17 protein-coding genes and 1 pseudogene are annotated in these 19,591 nt (G+C 71.8%); 8 read left to right on the top strand and 10 right to left on the bottom strand.

Translation table 11 applies throughout. The annotated features are described in order from the left end of the window. Window positions 1–93: 93 nt before the first annotated feature. The gene (locus tag NMK44_RS16050; RefSeq protein ID WP_254743537.1) at window positions 94–876 is read left to right on the top strand and encodes a dioxygenase family protein; all 783 of its coding nucleotides are present in this window, start codon (window positions 94–96) and stop codon (window positions 874–876) included. A 54-nt stretch (window positions 877–930) separates the two neighbouring features. Here NMK44_RS16050 and NMK44_RS16045 read toward each other — a convergent pair whose 3' ends face one another. Together NMK44_RS16045 and NMK44_RS16040 are read right to left on the bottom strand one after the other, a co-directional pair. Further along, entirely contained in the window at window positions 931–2,028 is a 1,098-nt protein-coding gene (locus NMK44_RS16045) for a questin oxidase family protein (protein ID WP_254743536.1), read from the bottom strand. A gap of 134 nt (window positions 2,029–2,162) precedes the next feature. Then, window positions 2,163–2,570, bottom strand: coding sequence for a hypothetical protein (locus NMK44_RS16040; RefSeq protein WP_254743535.1), 408 nt, complete (start codon window positions 2,568–2,570; stop codon window positions 2,163–2,165). 430 nt (window positions 2,571–3,000) lie between these two features. Here NMK44_RS16040 and NMK44_RS16035 point away from each other — a divergent pair, with 430 nt between their 5' ends. Next, complete coding sequence (locus tag NMK44_RS16035) at window positions 3,001–4,002, top strand: sigma-70 family RNA polymerase sigma factor (RefSeq protein WP_254743534.1); 1,002 nt, start codon at window positions 3,001–3,003, stop codon at window positions 4,000–4,002. 105 nt (window positions 4,003–4,107) lie between these two features. On the opposite strand, the pseudogene NMK44_RS16030 reads toward NMK44_RS16035, so the two are convergent. Beyond that, a pseudogene (locus NMK44_RS16030) lies at window positions 4,108–4,844 on the bottom strand (3-oxoacyl-ACP reductase family protein). Window positions 4,845–5,102: 258 nt separating this feature from the next. On the opposite strand from NMK44_RS16030, the gene NMK44_RS16025 reads away from it, so the two are divergent. The 3 genes from NMK44_RS16025 to NMK44_RS16015 all read left to right on the top strand — a co-directional run bounded on the left by NMK44_RS16025 (window position 5,103) and on the right by NMK44_RS16015 (window position 8,920). Beyond that, window positions 5,103–5,864, top strand: coding sequence for a DeoR/GlpR family DNA-binding transcription regulator (locus NMK44_RS16025; protein WP_254743533.1), 762 nt, complete (start codon window positions 5,103–5,105; stop codon window positions 5,862–5,864). Beyond that, window positions 5,861–6,805 carry a 1-phosphofructokinase gene (gene pfkB / locus NMK44_RS16020; RefSeq protein ID WP_254743532.1) on the top strand — a complete coding sequence of 315 codons (945 nt, stop codon included), beginning with the start codon at window positions 5,861–5,863 and terminating at the stop codon, window positions 6,803–6,805. Before NMK44_RS16025 ends, pfkB begins: the two co-directional genes overlap by 4 nt. A gap of 87 nt (window positions 6,806–6,892) precedes the next feature. Continuing rightward, window positions 6,893–8,920 (top strand): PTS fructose transporter subunit IIABC, encoded by a 2,028-nt coding sequence (locus tag NMK44_RS16015; protein WP_254743531.1) that lies wholly within the window; start codon window positions 6,893–6,895, stop codon window positions 8,918–8,920. A gap of 5 nt (window positions 8,921–8,925) precedes the next feature. Here the strand turns inward: NMK44_RS16015 and NMK44_RS16010 are convergent, their stop codons facing one another. Then, the gene (locus NMK44_RS16010; protein WP_254743530.1) at window positions 8,926–9,918 is read right to left on the bottom strand and encodes an FAD-dependent oxidoreductase; all 993 of its coding nucleotides are present in this window, start codon (window positions 9,916–9,918) and stop codon (window positions 8,926–8,928) included. A gap of 58 nt (window positions 9,919–9,976) precedes the next feature. After that, complete coding sequence (locus tag NMK44_RS16005) at window positions 9,977–11,131, bottom strand: P1 family peptidase (RefSeq protein WP_254743529.1); 1,155 nt, start codon at window positions 11,129–11,131, stop codon at window positions 9,977–9,979. A 214-nt stretch (window positions 11,132–11,345) separates the two neighbouring features. Between NMK44_RS16005 and NMK44_RS16000 the strand changes: the two genes are divergently transcribed. Further along, window positions 11,346–11,888, top strand: a complete 543-nt coding sequence (locus NMK44_RS16000) for an AMP-binding protein (RefSeq protein WP_254743528.1) — start codon at window positions 11,346–11,348, stop codon at window positions 11,886–11,888. A gap of 3 nt (window positions 11,889–11,891) precedes the next feature. Next, the gene (locus tag NMK44_RS15995; RefSeq protein ID WP_254743527.1) at window positions 11,892–12,080 is read left to right on the top strand and encodes a hypothetical protein; all 189 of its coding nucleotides are present in this window, start codon (window positions 11,892–11,894) and stop codon (window positions 12,078–12,080) included. A 7-nt stretch (window positions 12,081–12,087) separates the two neighbouring features. Here the strand turns inward: NMK44_RS15995 and mscL are convergent, their stop codons facing one another. From mscL to NMK44_RS15970, 5 genes are all read right to left on the bottom strand, one after another. Further along, window positions 12,088–12,549 carry a large conductance mechanosensitive channel protein MscL gene (gene mscL / locus NMK44_RS15990; RefSeq protein ID WP_302888304.1) on the bottom strand — a complete coding sequence of 154 codons (462 nt, stop codon included), beginning with the start codon at window positions 12,547–12,549 and terminating at the stop codon, window positions 12,088–12,090. A 135-nt stretch (window positions 12,550–12,684) separates the two neighbouring features. Beyond that, the gene (locus NMK44_RS15985) at window positions 12,685–13,329 is read right to left on the bottom strand and encodes an RcpC/CpaB family pilus assembly protein (RefSeq protein WP_254743525.1); all 645 of its coding nucleotides are present in this window, start codon (window positions 13,327–13,329) and stop codon (window positions 12,685–12,687) included. A gap of 184 nt (window positions 13,330–13,513) precedes the next feature. Further along, complete coding sequence (locus tag NMK44_RS15980) at window positions 13,514–14,362, bottom strand: S-methyl-5'-thioadenosine phosphorylase (RefSeq protein WP_254743524.1); 849 nt, start codon at window positions 14,360–14,362, stop codon at window positions 13,514–13,516. Between the two features lie 107 nt (window positions 14,363–14,469). Continuing rightward, window positions 14,470–14,853 (bottom strand): FmdB family zinc ribbon protein, encoded by a 384-nt coding sequence (locus NMK44_RS15975; protein ID WP_254743523.1) that lies wholly within the window; start codon window positions 14,851–14,853, stop codon window positions 14,470–14,472. Window positions 14,854–15,066: 213 nt separating this feature from the next. Then, on the bottom strand, window positions 15,067–16,590 hold the full coding sequence (locus NMK44_RS15970) for a potassium/proton antiporter (RefSeq protein ID WP_254743860.1): 1,524 nt from the start codon (window positions 16,588–16,590) through the stop codon (window positions 15,067–15,069). A 219-nt stretch (window positions 16,591–16,809) separates the two neighbouring features. Here NMK44_RS15970 and NMK44_RS15965 point away from each other — a divergent pair, with 219 nt between their 5' ends. Then, window positions 16,810–19,575 (top strand): penicillin acylase family protein, encoded by a 2,766-nt coding sequence (locus NMK44_RS15965; RefSeq protein ID WP_254743522.1) that lies wholly within the window; start codon window positions 16,810–16,812, stop codon window positions 19,573–19,575. Window positions 19,576–19,591: the final 16 nt, after the last annotated feature.

Below are 19,591 nucleotides of genomic sequence, written 5' to 3'. Positions count from 1 at the left end.
CATTGTACGGAGAATTCCTTGAACTTTAAACAACAGAGTGCTAGGGTCGGACGTATTACTTGAGACTTCAAGAGTCTGGATCGAGGAGTCAGTATGTCCGCGTTCGACGGGCGTATGCCCGCCCTCTATCTGAGTCATGGTGCGCCGCCCCTCGCCGACGATCCGGTCTGGCCGGGACAGCTTGCCGCCTGGTCGGCGGAGCTGCCCCGGCCCCGGGCCATTCTGATGATCTCCGCCCACTGGGAGGAAGCGCCGCTGGCCATCGGGGCCACCCAACGGGTCCCGCTGGTCTATGACTTCTGGGGCTTCCCGGACCACTACTACCGGGTGCGGTACGACGCCCCCGGCGCCCCCGAGCTGGCCGAACGCATCCGTGGCACGCTGCGCACGGCGGGCACCCCGGTGCAGGACATCCCCGACCGCGGGCTCGACCACGGTGCGTACGTCCCGCTGGTGGAGATGTATCCGGAGGCTGATATCCCGGTCCTCCAGGTGTCGATGCCGACGCTCGACCCGCGGAAGCTGATGGAGATCGGGCGGAAACTGGCACCGCTGCGGGACGAGGGCGTGCTGATCGTCGGCAGCGGCTTCTTCACCCACAACCTGGCCGCGCTGCGGGAGACCGGTTCGCGGCCGCCCAGTTGGTCGGCCGAGTTCGACGACTGGGGGCAGCGCGCCCTGGAGGCGCAGGACATCGACGCGCTGCTGGACTTCGAGCACACCTCCCCGGCGGGGCAGCTCGCCCACCCGCGTACCGAGCACTTCGCGCCGCTGTTCGTCACCCTGGGGGCCGCCGAGTCCGAACTGGGCAGTCAGCGCAGTGTGATCGACGGCTTCTGGATGGGACTGGCCAAACGGTCGGTGCAGTTCGGCTGAGGCCGGGGCCCGGGGCCCGGGGCCCGGGGTGGGGACTGGGGGCCCGCCGCCGGGCTACGGGGTCGTCGACGGTGCGTCGATGAGCGCGCAGGAGCGCAGGGCGGCGGCGAGGGCGGGTCCGGGGTCCTGACCGGTGGCGGCGGCCTGCCGGGCGACGTCGAGCGCGGTGTCCGACAGCTTGATGGCGTGCTCGTCGCCGTGCGCCGCGGCCCGCGTGAAGACCTCCTCGGGGGATGCCGCGGCGGCTTCCGGAGCGGGGTGGGGGCGGGGACCCGGGTCCGAGGGTCCGTACACCGCCGTGACGGCGGCGCTCGCCGCCCACGCGGCGTCCAGGCTCGGTGCCCAGAGCTCACGGGGGAGCGCGGGCAGGGTCCGCAGAACGGCGTTGGGCGCGGTCGCGGCGTGGACCAGCATCACGGGTTCGCCGTGCCCATGGGTGAGATAGCGGAGGGTCGCGGCCCGGACGAGCTCCGTCAGCCGGTCCCGTGCGGCGTCGGCGTCGAGGGCGGCGTCGGCGTAGAGGGTGGTCCGCGCCGGCCAGGTGGGGAACGCGGTGAGCCTTGGCAGCCGCTCCCGTATGCCGCCGCTCTGGTCCGCGATGAGGGGTACGCCCGCGAGCGCGTCGGCCGCCGATCCGGACGGTGGCCCCGGCAGCCGGCCGAGCGACGGGAGCGGTGCGTGGCGGGCCGCCCAGTAGCCGAGAGCGTGGGCGAGCTCGGCGGTCCGGGGCGCGGTCGCGGCGCCGGGCTCGTCGAGCAGGGCGCGTACGGCGTGACCGACGCGGATCACCGGATGGGTGGCGCCTCCGGCGATCCCGGGCAGCAGCCGTGGCCACCACTGCGCGAGGACGTCCCGCCACGGGCGCTCGGCCAGCTCATGACCGAAGTAGGCGGTCCAGTCGGCGATATGACGGGGTTCGCCGAGCGCCTCCCGCCAGTTCCGCTCGGTGATCGGGGTGTGCCCGTCCGGCATGTCCTCGAGCTTGGCGCGGTAGTAGTCGAGCCAGCGGTGGACGGAGCGGGCCTGGCCGTGGCGGACCAGGGCCTCGACCGCCATCGGCCCGTGGTTGCTGAGCCAGCCGTGCCGCTCGGGGCCCGCGGTGTGCAGCCGCTCCAGGGCCTCGTCGAGCGTTCCAGAGGTGTCATCGGTCATGGGACCACGCTAGGAACGCGGGCGCGGTCGCCGGAACGGGCCGGGGGCGTACGGCGCGGGGACCCTTGGACCTACGCCGCGGAGCCCGCGCCGGGCGGGTGCCCGCCTTCGTGCCGCCGGGCCGCGGGCGGCGCTCAGTCGTCGTGGGCGTGGAAGACGTAGAAGGCCGCGACCGCCATGGCCAGCCCCACGCCGAGCCCCAGCCCCGAGGACCGGTAGTTCGACGCGCCGCTGATGTTGTAGAGGAAGCCGATCGCGCAGCCGAAGACCCCGCCGTAGAGCGCCGCCCGGAGCTCGGGCAGCAGTTTCGACTGGATCGTGCCGATGCCGTAGCAGACGGCCCCGAAGACGATCGCCGCCACGATGCCGAGGATGAAGGCCGCGGGGATGGAGGAGCCCTGGTTGTGGTCGATGAAGATCGCCCAGCCGCCGATCAGGATCCCCAGGACGACCGGGACCATCCAGGAGGCGGAGGGGTGCAGGGGCGGGTGCAGCCGGTGGTGGCGCTGCTCGCGCGAGGTGATGGCGGCAGGGGCGTTCATGGCAGGACCTCCTCGTCGCCCGCCGGACCGGTCCCTTCCAGCGCACACCCGTGGTCCGGCACCGGCAACTCGGGCCCTGGCACGGCGCTCCCGTGGCCTCGGCACCCCTCGCGTACGGGCGTCCCATCGGGGCCGGACGTCGCCTGGTGGCCGGGTGTCCCCTCGGGCAACCGTGGACCCGTGGAATTCGTCCTGATGGGTGGGAGGGAAGCCACGGACGGCGTTGTTCGAGGCTCTGACCTGCGCTTCCCAGTGTTCCGACGCCGCGCTGAGGCCCCTGCGGCGGGACAGGGTACTGCATGATCGTAAAAAGGTAGACGCGGGTTGGGAATTCTGTCCGGATTCCAGTCGTTGTTTCCATCGGACGGGGCACCCGGCAGGGGCAGGTCCGTCCGTAGTCCGCGCCCGATCCATCTGTAAGGGAGCACGCATGGCAACCCGTGCCGTCGCCCGTCATCAGTCCGCCAGTGGTGGCGCTGATGGGGCCAACAGTGTTCGCGCCTCAGGCGGGGAAATCGCCGATCGCGACCTGGTCGGCATGTATCTCGACGAGATCGCTCGCACGCCTCTGCTGGACGCGGCGAAGGAGGTCGAGCTGTCCCAGTCCATCGAGGCGGGCGTCTATGCCCAGCAGATTCTGGACGGGGAGGTGGAGGACGCCGAAGCCGCCGGTGCGAGCCGTGAGGAACTGGAGGCGATAGCCGACGAGGGTGCGCGCGCCAAGGATGTCTTCATCCGTTCCAACCTGCGCCTGGTCGTGGCCGTGGCGCGCCGCTATCCGCGCAGTGGTCTGCCCCTCCTCGATCTGATCCAGGAGGGAAACGCGGGCCTGGTGCGCGCGGTGGAGAAGTTCGACTACACCAAGGGCTTCAAATTCTCGACCTACGCCACCTGGTGGATCCGTCAGGCCATCACCCGCTCGATCGCCGATCAGTCCCGTACGATCCGGCTGCCCGTCCATCTGGTCGAGGAACTCGGCCGGATCCGCAGGGTGCAGCGGGAGTTCAACCGTGAGCACGGCCGTGAGCCGGAGCACGCGGAGATCGCCAAGGAGCTCGGTTCCACGATGGAGCGCGTCTCGGACGTGCTCGACTGGGCCCGCGACCCCGTCAGTCTGAACATGTCGGTGGACGACGAGGGCGAGACCCAGTTCGGCGATCTGCTGGAGGACACCTCGGCGGTCTCGCCCGAGCAGTCGGTGATGACGCTGCTGCGGAGCGAGGAGCTGGAGGACCTCATCGGCCGCCTCGACGACCGCACCGCCTCGATCATCAAGGCGCGTTACGGCATCGACGACGGCCGGGAGCGCACGCTCACGGAGGTCGGCAAGCAGCACGGGCTGACGCGTGAGCGGATCCGCCAGATCGAGAAGCACGCGCTGCTGGAGCTGAAGAAGATGGCCCGCCAGACCGGTTTCGACGCCGCGGCGTGATCCGCCGCTCGATTCCGTCACCCCCGAAGACCGAGCCCCGGCGCCCTTCCCCCCCGGCGCCGGGGCTCACTCTGTCGTGGTGCGTGGTGCGCGGCCCGGTGGTGATCAGGCGGCGAAGCCGCCGTCCACGGAGATCGACGCCCCGGTGATGTACCGGCCGTCGCCGCCCGCGAGATGGGCCACGGTCGCGGCTTCTCCGACGGCTGCCCGTAGCGGCCCAGGGCCGTCAGACCGCTCTGCAGGGCGGCGCTCTCGCCGTCGGCCGGGTTCATATCGGTGTCGATCGGGCCGGGGTGCACCAGGTTGACCGTGATGCCACGGGCGCCGAGCTCACGGGCCAGCGCCTTGGTGAGGCCGGTCAGCGCGGTCTTGCTGGTGGCGTAGAGGCTGCCGCCGGGGAAGGCCGAGCGCTCGGCCATGCAACTGCCGATGTTGATGATCCGTCCGCCGTCGGACAGCCGCTCCAGCGCGGCCTGCGCCATGAGGAACGGCGCCCGGACATTGACGGCGAGTACGCGGTCGACATCCTCCAGGGAGAGCTCGCCGACCGGCCCGAGGGCTCCGGCACCCGCGTTGTTGACCAGGATGTCCAGGCGGCCGAACGTGTCGGCGGCCCCGTTCACGGCGTCGCGCACCGCCTGGGCGTCGGCGCTGTCGGCCCGTACGGCCCAGGCCCGGCGGCCCAGCGCCTTGATCTGGTCGACGACATCCGCCGCGCGGGCTTCCTGCGAGTGATAGGTCAGCGCGACATCGGCGCCGTCCTGGGCGAGCCGGAGCGCCACGGCCCTGCCGATACCGCGGCTGCCGCCGGTGACCAGGGCCGCCTTGCCGTCGAGTGTCATATCAGCTCCATGAATGATCTGTCAGGGATTGTGGTGGGATCCCCGGTCTGAGGTGATCCCGGGGGACATGGCTCGATCCTGGCCGTGCCCGCCGGGGAAGTCCGGCGGCATTCGGACACGGTGCTGAGGTGTGAGACGGCTGGCCCGATTGTGTCCGGGCGAGTCTGTTTCATGCCCGACTCTGTTTACTTTCAGCAAGTGCCACCGTAATCTGGCCGCGAAATCACAGGTTCGGGCATCGAAGGGGCGCAAACCCACATGTACGCACCGGAGCGGCAGCAGGAGATCCTCCGGCTCGCCCGCGAGAGCGGGCGGGTGGACGTCCTGTCCCTCGCCGAGGAGTTCCAGGTCACCGCCGAGACCGTACGGCGTGATCTGCGGTCGCTGGACCGGGCCGGACTCGTCCGCCGGGTGCACGGGGGTGCCATCCCCGCCGGACGCCTCGACTTCGAACCCGATCTCGCCGAACGCGAGGGCACCGCCGCCGACGAGAAGGACCGCATCGCGCGGGCCGCCCTCGCCGAACTGCCCTCCGACGGCAGCGTGATCATCGACGCGGGCTCGACGGCGGCCCGGTTCGCCGCCGCCTTTCCGCTGGAGGCCGGGCTCACCGTGGTCACCCACGCCCTGCCGATCGCGGCACGCCTCGCCGACCACCCCGGAATCGCCCTGCACCTCGTCGGCGGACGGGTCCGGCACCGCACCCGCGCCGCCGTAGACGCCTGGGCGCTGCGCGGCTACGGCGAGATCAAGGCCGATGTGCTCTTCCTGGCCACGAACGGCTTCTCCCTCGACGGGGGGCTGACGACCCCCGATCTTGCCGAGGCCGCCGTCAAGCGCGCCATGATCGCCGCCGCCCGGCGGGTCGTCCTGCTCGCGGACTCCGCCAAGTCCGGCCAGGAACACTTCGCCCGCTTCGGCGACCTCGGCCATGTCGACCTGTTGATCACGGACACCGGGCTGAGCCCGCAGGACGCCCTCGCCATCGAGCGCCAGGGCACGGAAGTGGCACGCGCATGATCCTCACCGTCACCCCCAACCCCAGCCTGGACCGCACCTATGAGGTCCCGGCGCTGGAGCGCGGCGCGGTGCTGCGCGCCGGCACCGACCGGGTGGACCCCGGCGGCAAGGGCGTCAACGTCTCACGCGCAGTGGCCGCCGCCGGGCGGCGCACGGTCGCCGTGCTGCCGCTGGGCGGACCGGAGGGCGCGCTGCTGGCGCGGCTGCTCGGAGAGCTGGGCATCGAGGCGGCGGGGGTCCCCGTGGCGGGCTCGACCCGGGTCAACGTCGCCGTCGCGGAACCGGACGGCACCCTCACCAAGGTCAACGCGGGCGGTCCCGAACTGAGCGGCGCCGAGGCGGAGGCGGTGCTGGAGGCCGTGCGGAGGAAGAGCGCCGACGCCGACTGGATCGCCTGCTGCGGCAGCCTGCCGCGCGGGATCGCCCCCGAGTGGTACGCCGAACTCGTCGCCCGCGCCCACCGGGCCGGTGCCCGGATCGCCCTGGACACCTCCGGCCCCGCGCTGACCGCGGCGCTGCGTGAACGCCCGGACGTGGTGAAGCCCAACGCGGAGGAGCTGGCCCGGGCCGTGGGCCGCCCGCTGGGCACCGTCGGCGAGGCGGTCAAGGCGGCCGAGGAACTCCGCGGCCTGGGCGCCCGTGCCGTCCTGGCCAGCCTCGGCGCCGACGGGCAGCTGCTTGTCGACGAGACCGGCACCTGCTTCGGCACGGCCCGGGCCGCGACCGTCCGCAGCAACGTCGGCGCGGGGGACGCCTCGCTGGCCGGATTCCTCGCGGCGGGCGGCGCCGGGCCCGCCGCGCTCGCCGCGGCCGTGGCCCACGGTGCGGCCGCCGTACAGCTTCCGGGCAGTGCCATGCCGACCCCGGCCGACCTCGATCCGTCCTCCGTGCTGATCACCGAGGACGTCCCGCTGGACCGCGTGCTCACGGAGCCCGTGTGACCGGCCCGCCCCACTCCCACCCCCCGTCCCCATCCCGTTCCGCCCCTCCCCGACACCGGGCGGAACCGCACCCGAGGGAGCCGCGAGATGAGTGAGCTGATCACCGCGGATCTGGTCGACCTCGACCTGTCCGCCGACACCAAGGAAGCCGCCGCCCGGTCGCTCGCCGAACGGATGGCCGCGGCCGGCCGGGTCACCGACCTCGACGGCTTTCTCGCCGATGTGGCGGCCCGCGAGGAGCAGATGCCGACCGGACTGGACGGCGGCATCGGGATACCCCACTGCCGCAGCGCCCATGTCACCGAGCCGACGCTCGCCTTCGGGCGCAGTGCCGCCCGGATCGACTTCGGCGCGGCGGACGGACCGGCCGACCTGATCTTCCTGATCGCGGCGCCCGCCGGGGCGGACAGCGACCATCTGACCATCCTGTCCGGCCTCGCCCGCTCGCTGATGGACCCCGCTTTCACCGATGCGCTGCGCTCGGCGGACGAACCGGAGCGGGTGGCCGCCCTGGTCCGGGGCGACGAGGAAGCGGTGGCTGACGGAGCGAAGGCGGCTGACGGGGCCACGGGGGCGGCTGACGGGGCGGCGGGTCCCTTCCGGATCGTCGCCGTGACCTCGTGCCCCACCGGAATCGCCCACACCTACATGGCCGCCGAGTCGTTGGAGAGGGCCGCCGCCGAGGCGGGCGTCGAGCTGGTGGTCGAGACCCAGGGCTCCGCCGGGTTCGACAAGCTGTCTGCCACCACCATCGCCGCCGCCGACGCGGTGATCTTCGCGCATGACGTGGAGGTGCGGGAGAAGGGCCGGTTCGCTGGAAAGCCCACGGTGGACGTCGGGGTGAAGGCGGGCATCAACCGCCCGGCGGAACTGGTAGCCGAGGCGCGCGAGAAGGCCGCGCGCGGTGAGGCGGGCGCACCGGCCGACGGCTCGGAGGAGGGCTCGGCCCCGATGGACGCGGGCGCCGCCGCGGGTGATGGTTTCGGCACCCGGCTGCGCAAGTGGCTGATGACGGGCGTGAGTTACATGGTCCCCTTCGTCGCCGCGGGAGGTCTGCTGATCGCCCTCGCCTTCGCGATCGGCGGCTACGAGATCACCGACGCCACATCGGTGGCCGACCACTTCGTCTGGACCGAGTCCGCCAGTTGGGCGGCGCTGCTCTTCCAGACCGGCGGCGCCGCGTTCACCTTCCTGGTGCCGGTCCTGGCGGGCTACATCGCCTACGGCATGGCCGACCGGCCCGGTCTGGTCCCCGGCTTCGTCGGCGGTTTCATCGCCACCACGATCAAGGCGGGATTCCTCGGCGGCCTCGTCGCCGGACTGATCGCGGGTGCCGTGGTGATGGGCATCCAGCGGTTCTCGGTGCCCAGCGCACTGCGCGGCATCATGCCCGTGGTCGTGATCCCGCTGATCTCGTCGGCGGTCGTCGGATTCCTGATGTTCGTGGTGATCGGCAAGCCCATCGCCTCGGCGCAGAAGTCCATGACCGACTGGCTGAACGGTCTTTCCGGCGCCAACGCGGTCATCCTCGGTGTGGTCCTGGGCCTGATGATGTGCTTCGACCTGGGCGGCCCGGTCAACAAGGTCGCCTACGCCTTCGCCACCGGTGGTATCGCGGCCTCCGATCCCTCCACCGGCAGCCTCAAGATCATGGCCGCGGTGATGGCGGCCGGAATGGTTCCGCCGCTGGCGATGGCACTGGCCACCACCGTGCGCGGGCGGCTGTTCACCAAGGCGGAGCGGGAGAACGGCAAGGCAGCCTGGGTGCTGGGCGCCTCGTTCATCAGCGAGGGGGCGATCCCGTTCGCCGCGGCGGACCCGCTGCGCGTCATCCCCTCGGCCATGGCGGGCGGTGCGGTCACCGGTGCGCTGTCGATGGCCTTCGACTGCACCCTGCGCGCCCCGCACGGCGGCATCTTCGTGGTCCCGCTGATCGGCCAGCCGTTCCTGTACCTGCTGGCCATCGTGGCCGGTACGGCTGTCTCGACCGGGCTGGTGGTCTTCCTCAAGGGGCTGCGGAAGACCACGCGGCCGGAGGCGGACACCGACCCGTCCGCCGACCCGGCCGCGACGGGTGCCACCGGGGACGAGCCGAAGGTGGCGGTCGCGGTCTGACCGCATCAGCCGCCCCCTGACCGGTCCGGCGCCACCCCGCCGGGATCCGTCGGCAGGCCGCGCGAGGCGTAGTAGGCGCCGAGCGCGGCCTCGCCGCCCGATCCCATGGCGGTGGCGATCCGCTGGAAGCGGGCCGACCTCAGATCACCGGCGGTGAACACCCGGGGATGCTGCCGCGCGGGCGGACAGTACCCGGTTCCGTCGCGGACAACGTCTCCTTCCGGAACGGCCGGTGCGCTGCCCAGGTTGAGATATCCGCGGTCTGCCCCGAGGACGCGCCGTTCGCCCGCCACGGTGTGGGCTTCGGCGGTGAGCGGCCCGCTGCCCGACCCCAGTTCCAGCCTCCGCACCGGCACCAGCTCCACCCGCGGGTCCTGCCCCATCTCCTCGGTCTTGTACATGTCCTCGGGCGGGTGGGCGACCAGGAAGCGCACGTCGAGCTCCGGATGGGCCCGTGCGAAGGTGCCCAGCGGCCGGTCCGCGCCCAGCACCAGCACGGTGCGCCCGGCCAGGTCCGCCGGATCCGCCTCCCACAGCGGGGGGAGGCCGTGGCCGGCGGCACCGCTCAGCCAGTCGGCGTCCGAGGGCCCCATGGGGCCGACGCCCGTGGCCACGACCGCGTACGGCGCCGTCAACCGGGTCGTGCCCGCACGGGACTTCGCGGGCGCCGGAACAGACGCCGACGCGGACGCCACCGCCCCGGCCGTCGGCCCGAGCGTGATCCCGACATGGTCGTCGACGACTTCGACCTGTGTGACACGCCGTCCGAGCTCGACCCGGCACGGCTCACAGCGCGCCACATCGGCCTCGATCGCCGCCGCGAGCCCCGGGCCGGTGGTGAAGCCGAGGACATTGCGCACCACGGGAACGCGCCGCAGCCCACCGCACAGGGCCTCACCGGACTCCACCACCACCGAGCGCATCCCCACGCTCGCCGCCATCACCGCCGCCGCGCAGCCCGCCGGACCGCCACCGACGATCAGCAGATCGGTATCCATGCCCGTCGCCTTCCCCTCATGCCCTCATGCTCCGGTCACCCGTGCCGTCATCGCCCGCTCATCCCTCGGCTCCGTCCGCTCCGTACAGCTCCCGGTACGCGGGGAAGACCCCACCCGGTCCGTCCACCCCCTCCGCGGCCAGCACCGCCTTGACCACCGCCCGTGTCAGGACGTCCGCCCCGGCCGCCAGGACCTCGTTCAGCGCGCCGCTCTCCCGGTGCACCCCGAACGCCGGATCCGCCCCCTCCTCGCTGCCCTCCGGCAGCAGCGGCCGGTCACCGGTGGCCAGGGCGAACACGGTGTCGCCGTCGGACAGCAGATGCACCGGCCGGACGGCCCGCGCCAGACCGTCGTGCGCGGTGCCCGCGAGCTTCTGCGCCTGGGCACGGGTGAGCACGGCGTCGGTGGCGACCACGGCCAGTGTGGTGTTCAACGGAGGCCGGGCCGAGGCCGCTTGACGCCGCTCCGACTCCGTCCGCGCCGCCTCCAGCCTGCGCAGCGCCTCGCTGTGCCGGGCCTCGTCCGGCCGCTGGTGCCCGCCCTCACCCGCCGGCTCGTGGATCGCCCCGTACAGCACGCCCGTGCGCGGATCGACCACCGAGCCCACCGCGTTGACCGCCGCCAGCGCGGCCACCGTGGCCCCGGACGGCAACACCGTGGAAGCCGAGCCGATACCGCCTTTGAAGCCACCGGCCACCGCGCCCGTCCCGGCCCCGACGCAGCCCTGCACGACCGGCGCCCCCGGCTCCGAACCGGCCGCTGCCTCGGCAGCCTCCCGGCCCAGCGCCGCTCCCGGCCGGGCCTTCCAGTCCCCGCCCCGGCCGAGGTCGAAGAGGGCGGCGGCCGGAACCACCGGAACGACCTGTGACGGATCGGGGCCCACCCGGAAACCGCGGCCCTGCTCCTCCAGCCACGCGGCCACTCCCGAGGCACTGTCCAGACCGAAGGCACTGCCACCGGTCAACACCACCGCGTCGATGCGCTGGACGAGGTTGCGCGGGTCCAGGGCGTCGGTCTCCCGGGTGCCGGGGCCGCCGCCGCGCACATCGACCGCGGCGACCGCACCCCCCTCCGGCGCCAGCACCACCGTGGTGCCGGTCAGCCAGCCGCCGCCGGTGCGCTGGGCGTGGCCGACCCGCAGCCCGTGGACGTCCGTCAGCGCGTCGGCCGGGCCGGTACGCGGGGATCCGGGGATTGTCCCGTCGGTATTCATGGAAGGTATGCGTAGCACGGGACACCACGGCATGGTCCGTGGCAGGCTCGGGGAGCGAGGCGCACGGTCGGCCGCGAGGGCTGTGCCCGGGGGCGGCGCCGCGGGGCGGCACGGGGGTCTACGCCCCGTCATATACAGGACGTTCATCAGACGTTGATGACTCGCCAGCAGTCTGAGCGTTATCCCGTCCGTAACCGCTCGAAAGAAGACCGACGTGCCTCTTACCTCTCGGACGGAGGTGCTCCCCACACCGGCTGCCGACCCCCGGCAGGCCGCCCGGGTGGCCCTCCGCTGGATCAGTGAGCCCGACTGCACCGAGGAGCTCACCCACGCGGATCTGCTCGACCAGGCGGCCCGTGCCGCGGCCGCCCTCACCCGGCTCGGGGTCCGCGCCGGTGACCGGGTGGCGGTCCATCTGCCGCTGGTGCCCGAGTCGGTGATCGCCACGCTCGCCTGCGGCCGCCTCGATGTGGTCCGGGTCAGCCTCCCCGTGGGACTGCGCCCGCACGAACTGCGCGACCGGATCAGGGAGGTGGGCGCTCGGGTCGTCATCACCGCGGACGGTGAGCAGCGCTGTGGCGAGCCCAAGCCGCTCAAGCAGATCGTCGACCGCGCGCTGACCGGCTGCCCGGAGGTGCGCTCGGTGCTGGTGGTGCACCGGCTGTCCCGCCCGGTGTCCTGGAAGGTCGGCCGGGACCGGTGGTGGCACGAGGAGCTGGGCCGGTACACCGAACCGCTGCCCCGGCCGTACTCTTGAACCATGAGCACCGCCCCTGCCTCCGGACCGCGCGATCCGGCCGCCGCGCTGATCTTCGGTGATCCGCTGGCGCAGCCGTCGCCGGACGACACGGACCGCGGGTGGGGTGAGCGGACTCCTGGCGGCGACGGCGCCGACAGCGCCGCGGATCTGGCGCGGTTCCTCGACGAGAAACCGCCCCACCACCTGTGATACGCAGCTAGGCCCTGTCCTGGGCGCTGGAGCCGCTGCCGCCGCGCTGTGCCACCAGCTCGTCGCGGATCTCGCGGAGCAAGGTGATCTCGGCGGCCTCCACTGCGGCCTGCGCCTCCTGGGCCTGCGCCTCCCGGGCCGCCTTCCGCGCCAGGTAGCGCGACATCGGCAGCACCATCAGGAAGTACACCACCGCCGCGGTGATCAGGAAGGTGAGCACGGAGGAGAGCACGGTGCCCCACATGATGGGGATGCCGTGGACGACCTCGCCCGCCGCGTTCGTCTCGCAGGGCGCCTTCAGACACGAGCGGTACTTCTCGAGATCCTTCGTGCCGAAGGCCCCGACTATGGGATTGATCAAGCCCTTCACGATCGAGTTCACCACGGCGGTGAAGGCGGCTCCGATCACGACCGCGACAGCCAGGTCGATCACGTTGCCCCGCATCAGGAAGGCTTTGAAGCCGTCCATGACGCTCTGCTTCTTCTCCTCGGGGACCTTCTCCTCGCTCAAGCCACAGCCTCTCTTTCGCCGCATCGGTGCTGGAGCGGACGGTTCCGCAACCTACACCCGTACGGACCAGGGACGAGAGTCCAGGCGCGATCATCAGGAGGGGCACAGGGCCACCGCCAGCCGTGAGGTGGCCGCCGCGCCGGCCAGCGCCACGGCGGTCGCGCGCGGCACGGTGAGCACCACCAGGGCCCCGTCCTCGCCGCCGGGTGCCGGTGCTCCGGCGTCGTAGAGCCCGCCCTCGCGCTCGTCCTCGTCCGTCGGCTCACCGTCGCGCGCCCGGTCCTCGGCGGCTCCGGGCACCCGGGCGACCCGGACCCCCGGCGCCACCACCCGTGCCGCGGCGCCGCGCCCCCGCCCTGCCGAAGCGGCGGCGGGCAGCGGCATGGCCAGCACATCCACCCGGTCCCCCGGGTGCAGCAGTTCCACCGCCGCGGCGTCGGCGATCCGGACCGGGGCCGCCACCATGGCGGGCCGTGGGCCACCGCGCCGCCCGCCCTCTTCCGAGGCGGGCACCGGCGCGGGCGCCCCGCCCCCATGTCCCTGGCCGGGCGGTGCCGCCGCCGCGAGCGCCGCGGCGGTCAGTGCCAGACCGGCCGCCATCGGGCGTCTGCGCCGCCGCACCGCCCGCCGCAGCCGATGGCCGCCGTCCCGCCCGATCCGGACCGGAGCGAAGCGGGGAACGGCGCTCAGCGGGGGAGCGGAGCGGGGTAACGCGAGTGCGGGGGACGGATGGGACATGGCACAGCACCGCCTGTCGTGACGTACATGAAGGCCCGGAGCGTCCGGTCCCCTCACGATGCCCGTCGCCGCCCGGATCCGCCGGGGCCTGTGGACGGGCCGGCGGGCTGTGCACAACCCGGTCACCCGTGCGAGCGACGGCCGGTCCCCACCGCCCGTCCGCCCCGCCCTGCGGCAGCCCCCGCTACGGCAGCTCGAACCCCAGGTCCCAGCCGTCATGGGCGTGGGTGCACAGACAGTCCCGCCCGGAGCTCTCCGGCAGCCTTCCCACCGCCTCGAAAAGCACCTCGCGCAGCCGTCCGACGTTCTCGCCGAACACCTTCATCACTTCGGTGTGGGTGACCCCGTCGCCCGTCTCCACACCCGCGTCCAAGTCGGTCACCAGTGACAACGACGTGTAGCAGAGCCCCAGTTCACGGGCGAGCACGGCTTCCGGATGGCCGGTCATCCCCACCACCGACCAGCCCATCGCCGCATGCCAGCGCGATTCCGCCCGGGTGGAGAAGCGCGGCCCCTCGACCACGCACATCGTCCCGCCGTCCACCGGCTCCCACGCGCGGGCGCGCGCCGCCTCGACGGCCGCCTTCCGCCCCACCGGGCAGTACGGGTCCGCGAAGGTCGTGTGCACCACGTTCGGGATGCGGCCGTCCGGCAGCGGTACCCCGTCGAAGTAGGTCTGCACCCGCCCCTTGGTGCGGTCCACGAGCTGGTCCGGCACCAGCAGCGTCCCCGGTCCGTACTCCGGCCGCAGCCCGCCCACCGCGCACGGCCCGAAGACCTGCCGTACGCCGAGGGAGCGCAGGGCCCAGAGGTTGGCGCGGTAGTTGATCCGGTGCGGCGGCAGATGGTGCTTGCGGCCGTGGCGGGGGAGGAAGGCGACCTGCCGTCCCGCCACGTCGCCGATGAAGAGCGCGTCGCTCGGCACCCCATAGGGGGTCTCGACAGTGATCTCGGTCACGTCGTCCAGGAACGAGTAGAACCCGGATCCCCCGATGACCCCTATGTCCGCTTGCCTGTTGCTGGTCTCGACCATGCGATCACCCTAGCCAGCGCCGTCGGCCGGTACGACACCCCCAGGTCCCCGGGAAGACGCGCGACACCCCGCCGTCCCCATGGGATGGCGGGGTGTCGCGAGGAAGATCAGGCGGCCGAGCTGGCGCTGCTCGACGAGGAGCTCGAAGAACCGGACGACGACGTGGAGGACGCCGACGAGGTCGAGGAGCCCGACCCGGAGCCGCCGGACGACGAAGACGAGGAGTCCGAGGACGAGGACGACGTGGAGGACGAGCTTCCGCTGTCGCTCTTCGCCGCGGCCTTCGAGGAGCCGCTGCTCGAACTGCTGGAGGAGGAGCGGCTGTCGTTCCGGTAGAAGCCGGAGCCCTTGAAGACGATGCCGACCGCGGAGAACACCTTCTTCAGGCGTCCCTGGCAGCTGGGGCACTCGGTGAGCGCGTCGTCGGTGAACTTCTGCACCGCCTCGAGGCCCTCGCCGCACGCGGTGCACTGGTACTGATAGGTCGGCACGTACTTCCTCCTGGCACTCTCACTCGGTGAGTGCTAACGACGTTCCATAGTGCAGTATTCCGGCGCGTCAGTCCACTGGATCGGGCCATACGGTGATCGATCCCACGTGCCGCCGCATCCCCCGTCACGTGCCGCCGCATCCCCCGGTACGCGCCGCCGCACCGCCCGTCACGCGCCGCCGCCGGGCCCGCCGCGCGCCGAGGGACCCCGCGCTCAGCCGCCCCCCGTGCCCAGCCAGCCCGCCAGCTTGCCACCGCGGCCCACCGCCCGCAGCCGCTTCTCCGCCGCGTCCCGCACCGGGTCCGTGGCCACCACCAGGAGCTCGTCGCCGCGCCGCAGCACCGTCGAGGGCAGCGGAACGAAGCTGGCCTTGTCCCGGACGATCAGGGTGACCGCGGCGCCGGGCGGCAGCCGCAGCTCACCGATCTCGACCCCGTGCATCTTGGAGTCCTGGGGGATGGAGAACGACAGCAGATGGCCGCGCAGCCGCTCCAGCGGCGCCGACTCGATCCCGAGGTCCGCCGCCTCCTCCGGGCCGCCCAGCCGCAGCCGGGTGGCCAGCCAGGGCAGCGTCGGCCCCTGGATCAGGGTGTAGACGATCACCAGCACGAAGACGATGTTGAAGATCCGGCCGCTGCCGGGAACCTCGCCGACCACGGGGATGGTCGCCAGCACGATGGGCACCGCGCCCCGCAGTCCGGCCCACGAGAGCAGCGCCTTCTCCCGCCACGGCACCCGGAACGGCGCCGTGCTGACCAGGACCGAGACGGGCCGGGCGACCACCGTCAGCACCAGACCCACGACCACCGCGGGCCAGATGTCATCGGCCAGCTCGTGCGGTGTCACCAGCAGGCCGAGCAGGACGAACATGCCGATCTGAGCGAGCCAGCCCAGCCCTTCGGCGAAGCCGCGCGTCGCGGGCCAGTGCGGCAGCCGGGCGTTCCCCAGGACGAGCGAGGCGAGATAGACCGCCAGGAAGCCGGAGCCGTGGGCCAGCGCGCCGCCCGCGTAGGCGACGACCGCGATGGCGACCACCGCGATCGGGTAGAGGCCGGAAGCGGGCAGCGCCACATGCCGCAGGCCGTACGCGCCGAGCCAGCCGATGGCGAGTCCGATCACCGCGCCGATCGCGAGCTCCAGGGTGATCTCGCCCAGCATCACGTACCAGGGGTCGATGGGGCCGTGCGCGGAGAAGGCCACGACCAGGATCACCACCGGGGCGTCGTTGAAGCCGGATTCGGCCTCCAGGGCGCCCGTGAGCTTCTTGGGCAGCGGCACCTTGCGCAGCACCGAGAAGACCGCCGCCGCGTCCGTGGACGACACCACCGCGCCGATGATCAGCGCCTGCCGCCAGTCCAGACCCACCACGTAGTGCCCCGCCGCCGCGGTGACCCCCACGCTCACCGCGACACCGACGGTGGACAGGGCCGCCGCCATCGGCAGGGCGGGTTTGATCTCCTGCCACTTCGTGCCGAGACCGCCCTCGGCGAGGATCACGACCAGGGCGGCGTAGCCGAGCACCTGCGTCAGCTCGGCGTCGTCGAATTTGATCCCGATGCCGTCCTGGCCGATGGCGACGCCGATCCCGAGGTAGATCAGCAGGGTGGGCAGACCGCTGCGGGAGGAGACCCTGACGGCCGCCACCGCGATGAGCAGGACGAGCGAGCAGACCAGCAGCAGTTCATTGAGGTGGTGGACAGTCAGGGGCCGAACCTTTCTCGCGGGAGCGGCGGGGATCGTGTGAGCGACGCCCGGCCGACCGGAACTTCATTGCCTTACCTAACATTTTACGGGTTCTTGACGCGCGCCTCCGGTACGGGTGGTGGGCCGGGGCGTAGCGCCCGGTCCGATGGCCGGTGCTCGGCGTCAGTCATGACTCCGCGTAGGGGTGGAGTCAGCGCTGCGCCTATGGTTGCTCCAGCACTCCAGGACCACCCTGCCCCTCGAAGGACAGCGATGCCCGCCAACAAAACCGGCTCTTCTCCCAAAAAGAAGAAGAGCCGACGCCTCCGCCTGATCGTGATCGCAGTCGTGCTGCTGCTCGTCGGAGGCGTCGGCTACGGCACGTACTGGAGCATCAGTACCGTGCGCGCCTCCTTCCCGGAGACCACGGGATCGCTTCAGCTGAAGGGGCTCTCGGGACCCGTCGAGGTCAAACGTGACGGCTACGGGATACCCCAGATCTACGCCGGCACCCCCGAGGACCTGTTCCGCGCCCAGGGGTTCGTCCAGGCCCAGGACCGCTTCTGGGAGATGGACGTCCGTCGTCATATGACGTCCGGGCGGCTGTCGGAGATGTTCGGATCCGGCCAGGTGGAGACCGACGCGTTCCTGCGCACCCTGGGCTGGCACCGGGTGGCCAAGAAGGAGTACGAGACCAAGCTGTCGCCCGCCACCAAGAAGTACCTGCGGGCCTACTCCGACGGGGTCAACGCCTACCTCAAGGACCACTCGGGCGAGGATCTGTCCGTCGAGTACGCGGCGCTGGACTTCAAGAACGAGGGCTACAAGCCGGAGAAGTGGACCCCGGTCGACTCGGTCGCCTGGCTCAAGGCGATGGCCTGGGACCTGCGCGGCAACATGCAGGACGAGGTGGACCGCGCGCTGGCCTCCAGCAGGCTGGACCCGGATCAGATCGAGGACCTCTACCCGTCGTACCCGTACGGCCGGAACAAGCCGATCGTCCAGGGCGGCGCGCTGGACCCGGCGACCCGCCGGTTCGACCCCAAGGCGTCGAGCACGGGCGGCACCAGTGGCGCGGGCGGTACCGGTACGGCCCCCGGCGCCGGGAGCGCCGCCCGGGGCCTTCAGACCGGGCTCTCCTCGCTCTCCAAGACCCTGGACAAGATCCCCGCGCTGCTCGGCCCGAACGGCACCGGTATCGGCTCCAACTCCTGGGTCATCGACGGCAGGTACACGACCACCGGCAAACCGCTGCTGGCCAACGATCCGCACCTCGCCCCGCAGCTTCCGTCCGTCTGGTACCAGATGGGTCTGCACTGCAAGCAGCTCAGCAAGGCCTGCCCGTACGACACCGCGGGCTTCACCTTCTCCGGTATGCCGGGCGTGGTCATAGGTCACAACCGGGACATCAGCTGGGGCATGACCAATCTGGGCGCCGACGTCAGCGACCTCTACCTGGAGAAGGTCACGGCGGACAGCTACCTCTACGACGGCAAGCAGAAGCCCTTCGCCACCCGTGAGGAGACCATCAAGGTCGCGGGCGGCAAGAGCCGGACCATCACCGTCCGCACCAGCAACAACGGGCCGATCGTCTCCGACCGCGACGACGAGCTGACCGGCGTCGGCAAGAGCGCCCCGGTGGGCAGGGGCGCGGACGACGTGGCCCCCGACCGCGGCGACGGCTACGCGGTGGCCCTGAAATGGACCGCGCTGTCCCCGTCCAACAGCATGGACGCCGTCTTCGGGCTCAACACCGCCCGGAACTTCACCGAGTTCCGCACGGCCGCCCGTGACTTCGCGGTCCCCTCGCAGAACCTGATCTACGCCGACACCAAGGGCAACATCGGCTACCAGGCGCCCGGCAGGATCCCGGTGCGCGCCAAGGGCGACGGCCGCTATCCGGCGCCCGGCTGGGACTCGCGCTACAAGTGGGACAGGTACATCCCGCAGTCGGCGCTCCCCTGGGAGCTCAACCCCAAGCGCGGCTACATCGTCACCGCCAACCAGGCCGTGGTCGACAAGGAGAAGTACCCCTACCTGCTGACGGACGACTGGGGTTACGGCGCGCGCAGCCAGCGCATCACCGATCTGATCGAGTCCAAGATCAAGGACGGCGGCAAGGTCTCCACCGAGGACATGCAGTCCATGCAGATGGACGACAGCAGTGAGATCGCCAAGCTGCTGACGCCCTACCTGCTGAAGATCGACATCAAGGACGACTACGTCCGCGAGGCCCAGAAGCTGCTGGAGAGCTGGGACTACACCCAGGACTCCGATTCGGCGGCCGCCGCGTACTTCAACGCCGTCTGGCGCAACACCCTGATGCTCGCCTTCGGCAACAAGCTCCCCAAGGAGCTGCGGGTCGAGGGCCAGTGCCTGCGGGTGCGCCCGGCCGGCGACTCCGGTCCGCTGGAGGACCTGGACGGCAACACCCGGCTGGTGCGCGAGTGCGGTGAGCGCGACCCGGACATGGCTCAGCCCGACGGCGGTGACCGCTGGTACGAGGTGGTGCGCAAGATCCTCAAGGAGCCGCGCAACCACTGGTGGAAGTCGCCGGAATCCCGTCTCAACCCCGGTTCGGACACCCGCGACGAGCTGCTGAAGAACGCCATGAAGGACGCGCGCTCGGAGCTCACCGCCAAGCTGGGCAAGGACATCAACAGCTGGAGCTGGGGCAGGCTGCACCAGCTGACGCTGAAGAACCAGACGCTGGGCACCGAGGGCCCCGGCATCGTGCAGTGGATGCTCAACCGCGGCCCGTGGAACCTGGGCGGCGGCGAGGCGGCGGTCAACGCCACCGGCTGGAACGCGGCGGGCGGCTACGGCGTCACCTGGGTCCCGTCCATGCGGATGGTCGTCAACCTGGACGACCTCGACAAGTCGCGCTGGATCAACCTCACCGGTGCCTCCGGCCACGCCTATCACGCCCACTACACGGACCAGACCGACAAGTGGGCCAAGGGTGAGCTGCTGCCCTGGGCGTTCGAAAAGGACGCTGTGGACAAGCAGACCGAAGACAAGCTGGCCCTGACCCCCTGAGGCGCCCGGTGGCCGC

It is taken from the genome of Streptomyces cucumeris, from assembly GCF_024295805.1.
Classification (GTDB): Bacteria; Actinomycetota; Actinomycetes; order Streptomycetales; family Streptomycetaceae; genus Streptomyces; species Streptomyces cucumeris.
The sequence above is the reverse complement of the archived record's forward strand: the minus strand, read 5'-3'. Positions and strand labels throughout refer to the sequence as shown.

Excerpts from the sequence above, each read along its gene's own strand:
- NMK44_RS16050 (WP_254743537.1), top strand. The coding sequence starts at position 94 with ATGTCCGCGTTCGACGGGCGTATGCCCGCCCTCTATCTGAGTCATGGT.
- NMK44_RS16045 (WP_254743536.1), bottom strand. The coding sequence starts at position 2,028 with ATGACCGATGACACCTCTGGAACGCTCGACGAGGCCCTGGAGCGGCTG.
- NMK44_RS16040 (WP_254743535.1), bottom strand. The coding sequence starts at position 2,570 with ATGAACGCCCCTGCCGCCATCACCTCGCGCGAGCAGCGCCACCACCGG.
- NMK44_RS16035 (WP_254743534.1), top strand. The coding sequence starts at position 3,001 with ATGGCAACCCGTGCCGTCGCCCGTCATCAGTCCGCCAGTGGTGGCGCT.
- NMK44_RS16025 (WP_254743533.1), top strand. The coding sequence starts at position 5,103 with ATGTACGCACCGGAGCGGCAGCAGGAGATCCTCCGGCTCGCCCGCGAG.
- pfkB (WP_254743532.1), top strand. The coding sequence starts at position 5,861 with ATGATCCTCACCGTCACCCCCAACCCCAGCCTGGACCGCACCTATGAG.
- NMK44_RS16015 (WP_254743531.1), top strand. The coding sequence starts at position 6,893 with ATGAGTGAGCTGATCACCGCGGATCTGGTCGACCTCGACCTGTCCGCC.
- NMK44_RS16010 (WP_254743530.1), bottom strand. The coding sequence starts at position 9,918 with ATGGATACCGATCTGCTGATCGTCGGTGGCGGTCCGGCGGGCTGCGCG.
- NMK44_RS16005 (WP_254743529.1), bottom strand. The coding sequence starts at position 11,131 with ATGAATACCGACGGGACAATCCCCGGATCCCCGCGTACCGGCCCGGCC.
- NMK44_RS15995 (WP_254743527.1), top strand. The coding sequence starts at position 11,892 with ATGAGCACCGCCCCTGCCTCCGGACCGCGCGATCCGGCCGCCGCGCTG.
- mscL (WP_302888304.1), bottom strand. The coding sequence starts at position 12,549 with ATGGACGGCTTCAAAGCCTTCCTGATGCGGGGCAACGTGATCGACCTG.
- NMK44_RS15985 (WP_254743525.1), bottom strand. The coding sequence starts at position 13,329 with ATGTCCCATCCGTCCCCCGCACTCGCGTTACCCCGCTCCGCTCCCCCG.
- NMK44_RS15980 (WP_254743524.1), bottom strand. The coding sequence starts at position 14,362 with ATGGTCGAGACCAGCAACAGGCAAGCGGACATAGGGGTCATCGGGGGA.
- NMK44_RS15965 (WP_254743522.1), top strand. The coding sequence starts at position 16,810 with ATGCCCGCCAACAAAACCGGCTCTTCTCCCAAAAAGAAGAAGAGCCGA.